Source organism: Paenibacillus sp. ALE3, assembly GCF_054113405.1.
In genome coordinates this window covers 3440484-3454529 of record NZ_CM134214.1, presented here as the reverse complement: position 1 = coordinate 3454529, position 14046 = coordinate 3440484, and the positions used below count along the sequence as shown (strand labels likewise).

Annotated in this window: 14 protein-coding genes and 1 pseudogene; 13 read left to right on the top strand and 2 right to left on the bottom strand. The window is 38.0% G+C overall.

Annotated elements, in window-relative coordinates; all coding sequences use genetic code 11:
- The first annotated feature begins 56 nt into the window (after positions 1-56).
- A complete protein-coding gene (locus tag ACXHJ2_RS15225; protein WP_165081539.1) occupies positions 57-218 on the top strand; it encodes a hypothetical protein in 162 nt (53 codons plus the stop codon).
- Positions 219-506: 288 nt separating this feature from the next.
- On the opposite strand, the gene ACXHJ2_RS15220 is transcribed toward ACXHJ2_RS15225, so the two are convergent.
- A complete protein-coding gene (locus tag ACXHJ2_RS15220) occupies positions 507-2783 on the bottom strand; it encodes a preprotein translocase subunit SecA (protein ID WP_165081541.1) in 2277 nt (758 codons plus the stop codon).
- 218 nt (positions 2784-3001) lie between these two features.
- Here ACXHJ2_RS15220 and ACXHJ2_RS15215 point away from each other — a divergent pair, with 218 nt between their 5' ends.
- From ACXHJ2_RS15215 to ACXHJ2_RS15205, 3 genes are all read left to right on the top strand, one after another.
- Positions 3002-3448, top strand: a complete 447-nt coding sequence (locus tag ACXHJ2_RS15215) for a copper amine oxidase N-terminal domain-containing protein (protein WP_457874176.1) — start codon at positions 3002-3004, stop codon at positions 3446-3448.
- A gap of 239 nt (positions 3449-3687) precedes the next feature.
- A complete protein-coding gene (locus tag ACXHJ2_RS15210; RefSeq protein WP_013370209.1) occupies positions 3688-3930 on the top strand; it encodes a DUF1871 family protein in 243 nt (80 codons plus the stop codon).
- A gap of 231 nt (positions 3931-4161) precedes the next feature.
- Positions 4162-4491, top strand: coding sequence for a hypothetical protein (locus tag ACXHJ2_RS15205; RefSeq protein ID WP_013370210.1), 330 nt, complete (start codon positions 4162-4164; stop codon positions 4489-4491).
- Between the two features lie 54 nt (positions 4492-4545).
- On the opposite strand, the gene ACXHJ2_RS15200 is transcribed toward ACXHJ2_RS15205, so the two are convergent.
- Positions 4546-4869, bottom strand: coding sequence for a DUF3139 domain-containing protein (locus ACXHJ2_RS15200; protein WP_013370211.1), 324 nt, complete (start codon positions 4867-4869; stop codon positions 4546-4548).
- Between the two features lie 128 nt (positions 4870-4997).
- Here ACXHJ2_RS15200 and ACXHJ2_RS15195 point away from each other — a divergent pair, with 128 nt between their 5' ends.
- From ACXHJ2_RS15195 to ACXHJ2_RS15155, 9 genes and pseudogenes are all read left to right on the top strand, one after another.
- Positions 4998-5543: a hypothetical protein gene (locus ACXHJ2_RS15195; protein ID WP_025676436.1), complete on the top strand. Its 546-nt coding sequence runs from the start codon at positions 4998-5000 to the stop codon at positions 5541-5543.
- Between the two features lie 160 nt (positions 5544-5703).
- The gene (locus ACXHJ2_RS15190) at positions 5704-6321 is read left to right on the top strand and encodes a restriction endonuclease (RefSeq protein WP_058829299.1); all 618 of its coding nucleotides are present in this window, start codon (positions 5704-5706) and stop codon (positions 6319-6321) included.
- A gap of 399 nt (positions 6322-6720) precedes the next feature.
- Positions 6721-7981: pseudogene (locus ACXHJ2_RS15185) on the top strand (WXG100 family type VII secretion target).
- A 26-nt stretch (positions 7982-8007) separates the two neighbouring features.
- Positions 8008-8289, top strand: a complete 282-nt coding sequence (locus ACXHJ2_RS15180) for a hypothetical protein (RefSeq protein ID WP_238791045.1) — start codon at positions 8008-8010, stop codon at positions 8287-8289.
- A 1271-nt stretch (positions 8290-9560) separates the two neighbouring features.
- The gene (locus tag ACXHJ2_RS15175) at positions 9561-9767 is read left to right on the top strand and encodes a hypothetical protein (protein ID WP_238791866.1); all 207 of its coding nucleotides are present in this window, start codon (positions 9561-9563) and stop codon (positions 9765-9767) included.
- A gap of 401 nt (positions 9768-10168) precedes the next feature.
- A complete protein-coding gene (locus ACXHJ2_RS15170; protein WP_064963858.1) occupies positions 10169-12220 on the top strand; it encodes a YfaP family protein in 2052 nt (683 codons plus the stop codon).
- Between the two features lie 82 nt (positions 12221-12302).
- Positions 12303-12614 (top strand): hypothetical protein, encoded by a 312-nt coding sequence (locus ACXHJ2_RS15165; protein ID WP_013370248.1) that lies wholly within the window; start codon positions 12303-12305, stop codon positions 12612-12614.
- A 65-nt stretch (positions 12615-12679) separates the two neighbouring features.
- A complete protein-coding gene (locus ACXHJ2_RS15160; RefSeq protein WP_025679900.1) occupies positions 12680-13213 on the top strand; it encodes a 3'-5' exonuclease in 534 nt (177 codons plus the stop codon).
- Between the two features lie 50 nt (positions 13214-13263).
- Positions 13264-14043, top strand: a complete 780-nt coding sequence (locus ACXHJ2_RS15155) for an RNA ligase family protein (protein ID WP_165084686.1) — start codon at positions 13264-13266, stop codon at positions 14041-14043.
- Positions 14044-14046 lie beyond the last annotated feature (3 nt).

The window sequence follows — 14046 nt, the reverse complement described above, 5'->3', positions numbered from 1 at the left end:
CGACACGACTTTTACTATAAGATAAAGAAGACTAATTTACTTTGGGAGGTGTCTTTTTGGAGCTATTTATATTTATAATTAACATTTTAGTTATTCTCCTTTCTATTGCTGGTGGAGTGCTTTTAATTGGATTAGTATACAGAGGATATGTACTGCTAGGTTTACTTATTGCTGAGAAAAAGAGAAGAATATCGGATCAATCTCAAAATCAGGCTTGACTATTAGCCCAACATCCGATGGCGGTTACATTCAATGAGAATGTCTGCTTTATAGCGGCTACGCTTGTGGCCATCGGCATATCAATCCCTCCTCAAAATGAGTGCAAAAAAGCCGCCATAGCTTTGGCGGCCGTGATTGGTATGTTTATACCGATTATAAAGTTGAGAAATCCAAGCGGACGTCCAAAGTCAACACGGAGTCAATGCTTCGCTTCAACCTTTTCAGCGCAGGATGAATCGAGCGTCGCTCATATTCGTCCCGATCATCCTCGAAAAAGCTACGCAGCATCAAAATTTTGACAGTTTGAATATCGGCCTCAAAATCTTGCGAATCCCAAAAGCAAATACAGTCATTGCGGTCCATGAGCTGCGCATATTCTGGATATATTGATCGTTGATTATATAAGTCCGAGTGGAAGTAGGGCTCTTCAGACCGAACTCTTCCCACTTCGCCGGATCATTCGAACCTCCGAGCCTTACAAGCATATTCGCTGACTTGCTATTTATTTTAGCTCGAATTTGCTCGTATGCTTGGATGATTTGCTCATGAAATTCGTCGATCGGATTGCGGCTAGCAAGGCTCTCCAAGTGGATGCCTTCGCGAAGGTAAGAAATGTATGCCAGATGGTCAGCCCAGAACTTGTCAATATAATAAAGCCGTACCCGCTGCTCCGAAGGGCTCATCGGCGTCTCTCCTTTCAAAATTGCGAGCCGCTCCTCGTATAGAATACGTCGCTGTTCCTCCACCATATCCGAATAACGGTTTAGTTCCTGGTGGATATCGAAGTTCTGGCCCATAATAACGCGCTGAATATGCGCGATTTTGCTGCGTAGCACCGGGTCTTCGAGAGTCTCATCCTGCCTGTGGGCGCGAATCGCTTTATCGATGCCGAACCGAAGTAACAACTCGTCCTCCAAGCTTACGAAAAATACGGAAGCTCCAGGGTCGCCTTGGCGTCCAGAACGCCCGCGCAGTTGGTCGTCGATCCGCACACTTTCGTGCACATGTGTACCAATCACGTATAACCCTCCCAGCTTGGCGACAACTTCTGCTTGCGTAGGGTTACCACCGCCGAGCCGAATGTCGACGCCGCGTCCCGCCATATTCGTAGACACCGTCACGGCGCCGATTTCTCCCGCTCTTGCAATGACCTCGGCTTCTTCTGCATCGTTTTTTGCATTCAGAACATGGCAGGGTACGCCGGCAACTGCTAGCGCCTCTGCCAGCATGTCCGACTCCTCCACGCTTGACGTACCAATGAGAATCGGCCGTCCCATCGCATGGACGGACAAGATTTCTTGGACAAGCGCCTTAAGCTTGGCTTCCTTATGGGTATAAATCCGATGCGGTTGGTCGATCCGTATGTTTGGCCGGTTCGGTGGAATTTGCACGACCTGAAGTGCATAAATCTCTTTGAATTCCATTGCGGAAGCGTACGCGGTAGCCGTCATTCCGCAAATTTTTGGATACAGGCTAATGAAGTGTTGAAGGGTGATCGTTCCGAGAATTTTCCCGCCGACTTTCGAGTGCAGCCCTTCTTTGGCTGCAAGCGCGGCTTGCAGTCCTTCTGGCAAATGCCTGTTCTCCGCCACGCGGCCAGTATATTCGTCGATCAGCTCGATTTTACCGTCCCGGACGATGTAATCGACGTCTTTTTTCAATAACGTTTCCGCATACAACGCGCAATTTAACGACGACAACAAATGACTATTATGGCTTTCGTACAAATTACCGCATCCCAGCAGCGACTCCGCTTTCGCAGCGCCCGCCTCATTCAAATAAACGTTCCGCTTGAACTCGTCGAAGTCGTAATACTTATCTTGCTCAAGCTGCCTAGTCACATCTGCGAAACGAATTACGTCGTTGCCGGAAGAATCCGGCTCGCCAGCGATGACTAGGGGCACCCGAGCTTCGTCGAGAAGCAGTGAATCCGCTTCGTCGACGATGACATAGTGAAAAGGACGATGCACGGTATCGGCATCGCTTAGTGTAATCGTGTCGCGCAAATAATCGAATCCCGCTTCTTTGGCCGTAACATAGGTTATATCCGCGGCGTACGCTTCTCGTTTCTCGGACAAGCTCATGCCCGCTTGAACCGATTTTACCGTTAATCCGAGGAAACGATAGATCGGACCCATCCACTCCGCATCCCGATTTGCCAAATAATCGTTAAAAGTGAGCACATGAACGCCTTCGACGGTCAGCGCATTTAGATAAGCAGGCATAACAGCAGAGAGTGTTTTTCCTTCGCCGGTATGCTGCTCGATCACAAACCTATCGTGCAGAGCGATGGCAGCCATGATCTGGACATCATAAGGCTGTAATCCGAGCTTTCTCTTCGCTGCCTCGCAGACTAACGCATAAGCATCGACAAGCAGCTCATCCAAAGGCGTACCCAATTTTGCTTCCTTTTTCAGCCAGAGAGATTCCGCTTTCAGCCGCTGATCGTCCCATGCTTCCAAATTCCGTTTCCTAATGAGCTCCGCTTTGTCCCGATAGCCTTTCAGCTTATTCTGGGTATCGCGGTCTTTGAATTTTTGCATCAACTTGACGGCTAAATTCATTGGAATTTGATCCCTCCTCGGTAGAAACACGCAATTCTAATAGTGGCTAAAGTATAATCAAACTCTGTAACAATAGCAAAGTTTGGAATAAAAAACTTCCTTGCTTTATTCTTATTATTAGGCAACGATGTATGATTCACAGGAAAAGTACATCTTGGAGGTCAGAAAGATATATTTTCAGTAAATTGTTAATTTTAAACAAAGGGAGAGATGGATGCATGATGAAAAGATTCTTTCCGGTTTCCGTATTTCTTATTTTTTCACTTGTATTAAGCGTACAAGCCAGTGCAACAAAACATCCTTATAGTTACACAATTAATGTACAGGTAAACGGTGTTCCTATTAATTTTGGAACTAATTCAGATTCACCTCCTTATATTGAAAATGCTACAAATACAGCTTTTGTTCCTCTTCGCTTCGTTTCTGAAAATCTAGGAGGGAGAGTAAGAGACTGGGACAAAACTTTACAACAAGTCACAATCGAATCAAAGAATGGAACTGTAATTAAATTGGCGATCGGTAGTAAGATTGCATATGTCAACGATGAAGAGAAAATGATGCTGGCGGCACCGCAGATTCCTACAACTCGTGTTCAAGTTCCTTTAAGAGTTGTTTCCGAAGTGTTGGGAGCTAAAGTGGATACCCAAAAATTAGTGGAATATTAAATGTGAACATTACAACCTCTAATTAATAATTCTTGGAACTAAACTATCCTATTTATGCGGCAGTTTTTCCTCATTTAATTGATTAAATTTATTTTCATCGTTAAACATTTGTTTTCAAAAGAAGATGCTGCTGTATTGCTAACGATGGGACGCTTGTTATAGTTATTCCTAAGGGTAAGTATGGTGATGCATATAAAGCACTATCTAAATCGTTATTTGGAGAATAGGAGTCTATAAAAATGAACAATGATATAGTACAAATGATTAATGAATGGAACCCAATCGAAATATATCCTCTATTAGAAGATGAATATTATTCAGAAATACATAAAATTCATGAAAAAAGCAAGGAAACAAACTCTATTAGAGAATTAGCCAAGCAGATCCATTCTGTATTCGCTCAATCTTTTAAAAAGGAATTCGATAAAAGCATTGAAGATTGTCAGTCAATCGCTGAAAAGATAATGAATATTACAAAATAATTTATTTATGAGCTTGCTCCTTTAACAATAAAATGGGAGTAGGCTTATTTTTGCATAATTGGTCAATCAAATAAAGGACACGAGTTTTTGAATACAGCAAACAACAATATCATCCATGATAAGATGGTTGTGTCTGGATAGGTTAATAAGGAATTGGGACAATGGTTTATTTATAGCGAAACACTCCATTGAATTTGAAGACGAGAAGAGCCTTAAACCAAGGAGGAGTATATGGGATATGATTCTTTAATTAAAGCTATTATTTCTGTGCCAAAAGATGAATTAACTATTCATTGGGGGAATGGATTAAAGATTATTGGCACTAGGGACACCATCTATGAAACAAACAATGGTTTAGATGAAGAAGATAATGGGTTCCTTGAATATGCTGCTGCAGTTATTGAAGTTGAAAAAATAGTATCTAAGCCGATTAACGATGAAGGAAGTATATATAAATGGTTGCAAAAAAGAAAAAGCTCCTTTATTGAAATTTCTCTCCATGACGATCCCCCTAGCATGATTACATCTTCAGATGGCTCTATTATCTGGAAAAATGAATAGCTTAGGCCATCCTCAATTGAGTTTTTTCACTGAATTGAGGATGATCTTTCGTTTTTATTTGTTTTCATGATGTTTATAAATATAAGCACCATCATCTACTCCCTTAATAGGGGCTTGGTTATACTGAATAATTTTACCTTGCTCCTTTTTATAAAAATACCTTGCATCGATTTCGTCCTTAAATATAACTTGTGTACTAATTAAGGGAGCTTTAGCTATTTGAGTTTCAACTGAATAAATTTCAGATGGTTTGTATCCTTGATCTTTTATAAGATAGCTGAATACTTCGTTTTGGGTATAACTTTTAGTGTAACTACTAAGTATCCAAATGCTCGCAAATAGAGTTGCTATAAAGATTGCTATTCCATATTTCTTCATAACGATCTCCCTTTTTAATTGAAAGAATAGAAATAATTCAGTTTTTCTTCTAATGCTTTTTAATTATATTTACTCTTACCTTCATTTCCCTTATGATAATTGTACTATTACCAGACAAGGGGATAAATATGAAGAAAGCTATTCTACTATTATTAATGATTGTTGTTTTAATTCCATCACAAGTATTGGCAGCAACATCTACAAAAGCAATGTCAACAAGTGAAATCGAAAAATTATACTTTGAGAATTATAAAGATCGTGTAAAAGAAATTAAAGCTGCACAAAAAAAGCTTAATGCTGTTCTGGGGGCAGAGGTTCGTGAGCTAACTCAGAGATTAAACCAAGCCTCTGCACGTTATAAAAATGAAGTGAAAAATAAGTCTAGTAAAGCGGTAATAGCTCAAGCCAAGGCTGATTGCGATAAATTAAAGAAGCAACTCAGCGTGGCGAAGGTTGAACTAAGTAAAAGTATTAAAAATTACAAGCGAGAAAGTGACCAAGTTTTAAAGGATATTGCAAAACAGAAAGCAGACCTTATAAAATTCATTAAGAATCACACGGCAGGAAAAGACAAACTTACGGAATCTCAATTTAGCCAACAAGTTAATGGAGAAATTATGTCGATCGGCAATTCATTTACTGAAGCTTTAAAAACATTAACAGAAGCTGAATAATAGGGAGTAAGGCAGCAGGTATTACCTGTTGCCTTTTTAATTTAGACTCTTTTTTTGTTTCTAATTCACTATATTCATCTAAATTTTACGGGAAATTGTACCTATTTGTTGTATTATAAGCAAGTATGGAAAAGAGTTGAATAGCTGAGGAGGAGCAGAGTTGTACATATTTATAGTTGTTGGTGTCATTGCTGTATTACTTGCTTTGGCTCTATTACGTTTTCTTAAAAAGCCTAAAGTCCAAGAGCGATATAAAGTAACGCAGGATATTGACCCTTACAAAATCGGAATAAATGAGATCGATCGTATGGAAGATGGCAAGGATTTTGAAATGTATCTGTTCAGGTTGTTCTTGTGTTTAGGCTATAGTGATGCGTATAAAACACAGGACAGTAGAGATTTTGGAACAGATTTGGTATTTACGGATAGAGAAGGATATCGCAATGTCATTCAGGCAAAACGGTATGCATTAAGCAATCCTGTAGGTTTGAGTGCAGTTCAGGAAGTGTACAGTTCTATGCGATTTTATAGAGCTAAGAAATCTATTGTGATTACTTCAAGTAAATATACTCCCTCGTGTGAACAGTTAGCCAGTTATAATGGAGTGAAGCTGCTGGATCGTAATGATTTAATTCGAATGATTGAGCTATTCAAAGAACAACAGCACAGCAAAGTAAAAGATATCATCGAAGCAGAGCCTTACTTGAGTCTGGATTCATGGGATGATTATAGGAATAACAGTAAAGTGATAAAAAAGGATCGTAAGACTGAAAAATAACAGAAACAAACTGTGTTGTAACGAAAGAAAACAAGACCGGAACGGTTAGGGATACCCCTTACAGTCCGGTTTTCACTTTTTTCATGCAAAAGACTGTCTAATGGTCGAAGAAAAACTACTTTTGGAAGAGATCCATTTGTAGACGGAGGGCTAAACAAGAAGGGATGTGCAAATAGAGTCAAACAAATTGCAGAAGGCAAAAGTTACAAAAACGCTTCTCACATTATTCCTTTGTTAAAGATTAAAGAATGAAGATGAAGATTAAAAAACGATGAATTTAAGTCTTTAGACATAGGTAGAAAGGTTAATCCTTCATATAACAATTAGGAATTAAGTTTATTTTCCATAAATCGGAATAGTGTTACTATGTCATAACGAACTCATGACTAGAGGTAAACTATGACAACTATTAAAGTGACACCTGAGCAAATTATGACTGTCTCCAAGCAGTTTGAGTTAGCACAGCAAACGGCAACTCAAATGAACAGCAATTTAGTACAACAAATTTCATCTATGGGACAATTGTGGGAAGGACTGACTAAAGAGCACTTTTACTATTCCTTCCAGACCTCTCAGAAGAATATGAATGACTTTGTTACCCTAATAGATTCTATTGCTAGGGGAGTTACGTCAGCATGCAGATAAATTCAGATTAGCGGACCAGATGGAAGCAGGTAATATTGACGCAAGTTGTTTACCGCCTCCACCGAATTCATGTGCTGTTCATGCCCCAGATACACGAAATGCATTCCAGAAATCGGTAGATAGCTTAACTGAACTAGGTCAGGATTTTGTAGATGCTAATTCAGTACGCTATGAGAAAAAGTTTGATTCGGTTTGGAGCTTCTTAGATTATATGTCGTATGGTATTCCAAAAGGAATGTATCAAGGGTAAATGGAACGGGCAGCTAAACAAAATGATTCGTGGAATGACATGCTCAATTTCGGTATATTTGGAATAACGGGCATGATTCAGGGAGCATTTAATCCTACCAATGCGTGGTCAAAGGAACACTGGGCTAATATGATCGGTACAGCAGGATTGTTTGGAGGAGTTAGTTCGGTAATTAAGCCTAAAATTGGGTTATCAGGGTCTATAAAATATACTCCGTTAAAAGATGGAACTACCCGAATAATAGAAGAGGCGGGCAATGCAAGGAAAATTATTGATACTAATGGCCTGCGTAATGAAGTGCCTTTAACTGTAGCACAAATTGAAGGTTTAACTCAGTACGCAAAAAAATTAGGGATACCACAAGAAAATATCCGTGTAGCGGGGCCAAATGACACATCTCCTACTGGATTATTATTTGATACGATTCTCAATATAAATAATGATGTATTACCTTCTAATGCAACAGGTAAATTAGCAGCTAATAGCCGGATTACTGGTCATGGAACAATAGCGCATGAAGTTGTCGGACATTATGAAGCAGGACTGGCAGGAAAATCCTTTCAGGTTATGGATGATGAATTTAACGTTATAACTAGAAACTTTGCACTTGACGAAGCTCAAGCAAGTATCCGAGCTGCACGGTTTGCTCCTGATTTGACCCAATTAGAAAGGATCATGCTATTAAGAGATGGAATTACTAGATTAAAAAACGAAGGTATCAAAATTAGGGAAGTTAAAGATATACTGTTTATACATGAACGTTAGAATGGAGAGGTTTTCTTTTGGAGATTATGAAGTTAGACGATATTATTAAAACACCCAATAAAGGAATCATTTTAATTGGAACAAATCTTGGTTTAGATAAGCAGGATCATACCAATTTGAAAGGTTTGATAGGTTCAAAAATACAAGTAGATAAGATAGATGGAACGAAATGCGAACTGGACGTATTGGATATAAGCATTTCTTTCTCCATTGCTAACCATCCGCTAATTGGAATTAATGTAAAGAATTCAGGAAACATTGAAGATATAAAAAAGGGAACACAAGTAACAGTACTTAAAAAAGTTTGAATAAAGCGTAGAACTAGAACATTAACTTATGATCAAGAGACTAGATGGAATGATTCGTCTAGTCTTTTTGATTTCGTCTGTTTTGCTGTACATAAATAAGCTTTTTAATATTTTGAATGCATCCACGTATTTCCGTTATAATCCTTCGAAGAATAATTATACGCCCCATCATCTACTCCTTTAATGGGGGCGTGGCTATACTGAATAATTTTAACTTGCTCTTTAAAAATACCTTGCCTTGGTTTCGTCCTTAAAAATAACTTGTGTACTAACTAAGGGAGCTTTACCTATCGTTTTGAGTATGATTTTTAGTATAACTACTAAGCATCCAAGCGCTTGCAAATATCATTACCGTAAAGATTGATATTCCGTATTTTCCTATAACTATCCCCTTTGTTGGAGCAAGCTAAAGTAGCGCTACCAATGACGTAATATTTGCTTCGAACCGTTACTTAAGAAAAGGAGCCGTTGCTTGGACGGCTCCTTTTGCCTTGAAATTATTCAGGTAAAATCTACTTACTTCCTCTTATACATAAAAAAGTAATTGTATACACCACTCCAGCAGAGAGGCTTAGTAGAAACGAGGTTGATAATGTTCTGAAAATAAAAGTAGAAGTGGGTACCGTATAAAATTCAAACGTACCGTTGATCGGAGTACTCGTTGTTGTTGGCCCTTTAATAAAGGAATAGTATATTCCTACAAAAAAACCGTAAGACAAATACTTAATTAGATTTTTTTCAAATTTACTCATTTGTTAGCCTCCAATAATGATTTTGGAAAAGTAGAATTCTTGTACTATGAAGCCATTCAAAGTAATGTAGGAAAAGTCTATAAATATAGCGATCTTAAAAATCTTTGGAAAGGATGTTTATTGATATTATGTCAATTATATCGTTTTAAATCAATAAAAAGGACTATGGATAAAATCCTTGAAACTCTAGGTCACGCTAAGAATGTACACAGCGTCTAACATTAACAATACGTGAAATCCCGTCATATCAAGGCTTATGACAGTTTGTCAAAAGTATTAGGAAAATTTACAACAAATCAGCCTAATAAAATGATTTAGGCTCTTCGCCATGTTGTCTATGTGAGGCAAATATAATAAAAAGGCAGGGAAGGATTGTGTATATAGGAGTCAGATAGGAGTGATTTTACCCCTTTGATATGTAACTAAGCATCTAGCAATAGGCGTTATTTATTGTCGATTTACTATAGTTATTTAAAAATAATTGGGAAATTGTCCCTGAGTGTTGTATTATAAGCAAGTGTGGAAAAGAGTTGGAATAGCCAAGGGGGAGCAGAGTTATCTATATTTGTGATTGTTGGTGTCATTGCTATATTGCTTGCTTTGGCCCTGTTACATTTTCTTAAAAAGCCTAAAGTTCAAAAGCGATATAAAATAACGCAGGGTATTAACCCTTACAAACTCGGTATTAACGGAAATAAACCGTATGGAAGATGGCAAGGATTTTGAATTTTATTTGTGGAAGCTGTGCTTGGGCTATAATGATGCGTATAAGATACAAGACAGGACAGTAGAGATTTTGGAGCGGGTTTGGTATTTATGGATCCTTGTGTGAACAGTTAGCCAGTTTTAGTGGAGTAAAGTTGTTGGATCGCAATAATTTAATTGAAATGATAGAGCTTTTCAAGTCACAGCAGCATAGTAAGGTAAAAGATATCATTGAAGGAGAGTCTTATCTGAGTCTGGATTCATGGGACGATTCTAGGAATAAGGTAAGTGATTAAAAGGATCGTAAGGTTGAAAAACTCATCGCTTCAGGTAACTAGATACTGAAGACTTTTGAAGTAGAATGATGATTTTACAATCATGTTACATAAAAAATAATAATACAATTAGGAGAAGGTTAAAAAGTGAACAACAATATCAATTATATCAAAGACAAATACGACAACAGCAATGATCAATACCCACATTTCAGTGAGGTAATCAAAGAAAGATTTACAACCTTTAGCAGCAAGCCGCTTTTCACAACTGATTCCGATGGAGTATTTGACGCATTTCTTGAGGGCTTACCACATGAAGCAAGACAACATTATACTTGTAAATGTTGTAGAAATTTCGTGAATCGTTTTGGTGGGCTTGTTTCTATTTCTGAAGATGGCGAAATCTATTCTGTTATGTGGGATGAAAGCAACACTCCTGAGTTTTTCATTAATTCTGTCAATGCAATGAAGCAAATTGTTCTTAAATCTAGAGTTACAGGGGTGTTTGTTTCTAGCGAAAGGAATCTTGGTCAGCCACACTCTAATGGACGGGATCATATGTCAGTTACGCTTCCAGCAGAAAAAGTTTATCAATCTAGACTGAAAACTGCTGGACAGGAACTGGCAGAGAAGAAAGAGGATTTCAGAATTTTGACTGCTGGACTTACGGAATATCCGCCGGAGGCTGTCGACCAAGCTGTGACTCTCTTGGAATCAGAATCTTTGTATCGGTCTGACAAAATTCTTGGTGTAGCTAAATTTCTTCAAGTTCTTCACTCAAAACATCAAAACATTCGGAACAGTCAAATTCGTGAAAACATTACTTGGATGGCTGTTGCAACCGCTCCATCTGGATTCTGCCATGTGAAAAGCAGCATGATCGGAACTTTGCTTGACGATATTGTTAATGGACTTTCATTTGACTCTATAAGTCGCAGATTTGCTGAAAAAATGAGTCCTTCCAATTATATGAGAGCGCAAGTTGCTCCATCTCAAGGGAACATTGAGCAAGCTGAGAAGATTGTTCAGAAGCTTGGCATTGCTAATTCGCTACAACGAAGATACGCAACGATTGAAGAAGTCCCTGAGACCATTTGGAAGAGTAAGGGTTCTTTTGTGAATAAGGGTGTTGTTAAAGCTGGAGGTATATTCGGTAATATTACGCCGAAAGAGAAAACTAATACTGTTTCAAACAGAGGTGACCTTCCAAGCGCGGTTATGACATGGGACAAATTCCGAAAAACGGTAATGCCATCAGCAGAAAGCATTGAAGCGAAAATCGATAATCCAAATAGATTTATGGCATTGGTTACGGCTTCTGATGATACAGCACCTAACATTCTGCAATGGGATAACGCATTTAGCTGGTATTATCATGGAGGCATTGATGGAGAGATCAAACGTAGGGTTGAGAGTGCAGGTGGTCAATATAAGAACAATGAAATCCGATGCTCACTCATTTGGGAAGGATATACGGATCTTGATTTGCATTGCGTGACCCCTAACGGTGAACATATTTACTACGGAGACAAGCTAAGCGGGTGTAATGGTTGGCTAGACATTGATATGAATGGTGGAGGTCATAGAGAGTACTCGCCAGTAGAAAATATCAGATGGAGCGAAGGAGAAGCTAGAAATGGAACATATAGATTCTATGTTCATAATTACTGTGAACGAGGAAAAGGAAGCACACCATTCAAGGTAGAACTTGAAGTCAATGGAAAAATATATTCCTATCATGGTGTTGCTGGCGGTGATGGCTATCAACAAGACGTATTTATATTTAAACATATTAAGGGCCAGCATCCGGAAATCGTTAACTCAAATTCATATTCTTCTGATGATGCATGGAATGTTTCAGTTAATAGTTTTGTCAAGGTAAACGGAATTACGAATTCTCCAAATTTGTGGGGCGAAGAGAAAGTTACTCATACAGGCCATCATATTTTCTTCTTGTTGGATGGATGCAAAGATTTGTCGGAAGGTAAAGGCAGAGGATTCTTCGTTGAAACACTGAAACCAGAACTTCGTGAAATCAGAAAGACGCTTGAAGCGTACACCGCTAACACTCCAATCGAAGGAATTGAAGCAGCGTCAGCTAGTGGTGTGGGTTACTCTAAGGATAGTGAGTGGAATTTGATTGTGAAAGTAACATCAGGCAACTTCGCACGAATCATCAAGATTGATCGTTGGGATTAGTATTTAATAATTATCTTGGAAATATATAAAAGCTTGGGAAGAATCAAAATGAATTTTTCTGTCCATGAGGAGGGCGATTGTAATGAAAGAAGGGTTGACACTAGAATTTCATAAGAACAAATTAATTTTTTTTGAATTCAAGAAAAAGGCTGTCACTCTGATACCTGATATTATTCGCGAGGAATTCAAGGATGCGCAAGTGATTAATGAGCATAACAGTAAAGAAAAAGTGATTTACCAGGTATACCTATATGAAAACGACATAGAATTTACCATTCGAATTATCGCTTCTTATTTCTATGATTCCATCATCATTATCGCTGACGAAGTAAATATAACAATCAGAGCTTATCAAGTCTTGCATAAAATACTTGCAAATGGCTCATTGGCTTGAAAGATGGCTAACCTAGCTATATATGGTGAGAGTAAAACAAGATTTGACATGAGAAAGGATAAATAATGAACTACATAATCTTTGATTTAGAAGCTACCTGCTGGGAGAATGATCGAACAAGGCAGAATGAAATTATTGAAATTGGTGCTGTCAAAGTAAATGTAAATTTAGAGATCATAGGCGAATTTCAAACTTTTATTAAACCTAAATTGAACTCACAATTATCTGACTTCTGTAAGAGTCTAACTTCAATTTCGCAGCAAGATATTGATATGGCAACATATTTTCCACAAGCTATCTATAAGTTTCAAGAATGGATTGGTAAAGAACCCTATTATCTTTGTTCTTGGGGATTTTATGATAAGAGCCAACTGAAGAAGGACTGTGAGTTACATAAAATCAGAACTGAATGGATTAGAAATCATATAAGTATTAAACATCAGCATGGAAAACTGATTGGAAATGATCGTGGAGTTGGTATGGAGAGAGCTTTAAAGATGCTTAATCTGCCATTGGAGGGTACTCATCATAGAGGAATTGATGATGCAAAGAATATCTCAAGGATTTTTGTTAAGATATTTGACCGTTTGAAGCTTTAATTAACCGCACATATAACAATGATTTTTTAGTTGGATAAAAGGAGACAAACATGGATATACAAAAAATTAATTCGATTACGAAGTACCCTAGCATTCTTACATATCATGAAATAGGCGAAAGAGGGCGGCTAAAAGATACTCTTACTCAAGCTAAATTCTTTCCTTCTGATGAGATGCTATATTGTTATGAGAAAGTAGATGGTGAGAACTCAAGAATGATATTCATCAACGATGGTGAAGAAGCAGATTATTTTATAGGTTCCAGAGAGGAGCTTTTAACTTCTAAAGGCGATAGAATAGCAAACCCTTACGGTAATATTGCAGAATTTTTAAAGCCATTAGCAGAAAAGCTGAAAGGATCTATTTTTAAGAATCGAAACGATCTTGCGTTAACTGTTATCTATCAAGAATCTTATGGAGGAAAAACTCCTAAATCTAAAAACTATACGCAGAATAAAACACAAGGTTATCAAGTATTCGATGTTTTTTCCCTCACATGGGAGCAGTTTAATGGATTGATGGATAGGGATGTATCTGCTATAGCATCTTGGAGAGACAATGGAGGACAGCCATTTTACAATGGGACAGAGAAGCGTAGATTGGTTGATGGCTTTAAATTGGATGCTTGCCCTATCGTAGACTATTTAAGTTCAGATCTTTTTCCTGAGTCAATTGATGATGTATACGCGTATTTGAAGAGGTATGAATTTACTAAGGTAGGTATTGATGTAATCGGTAAATCCGAAGGAATTATTGTTCGAACAGAAAATAGAAGCATGATTCGAAAAGTTAGATTTGAAGATTATGAAAGAACCCTAAGAGCCAGATAAAAG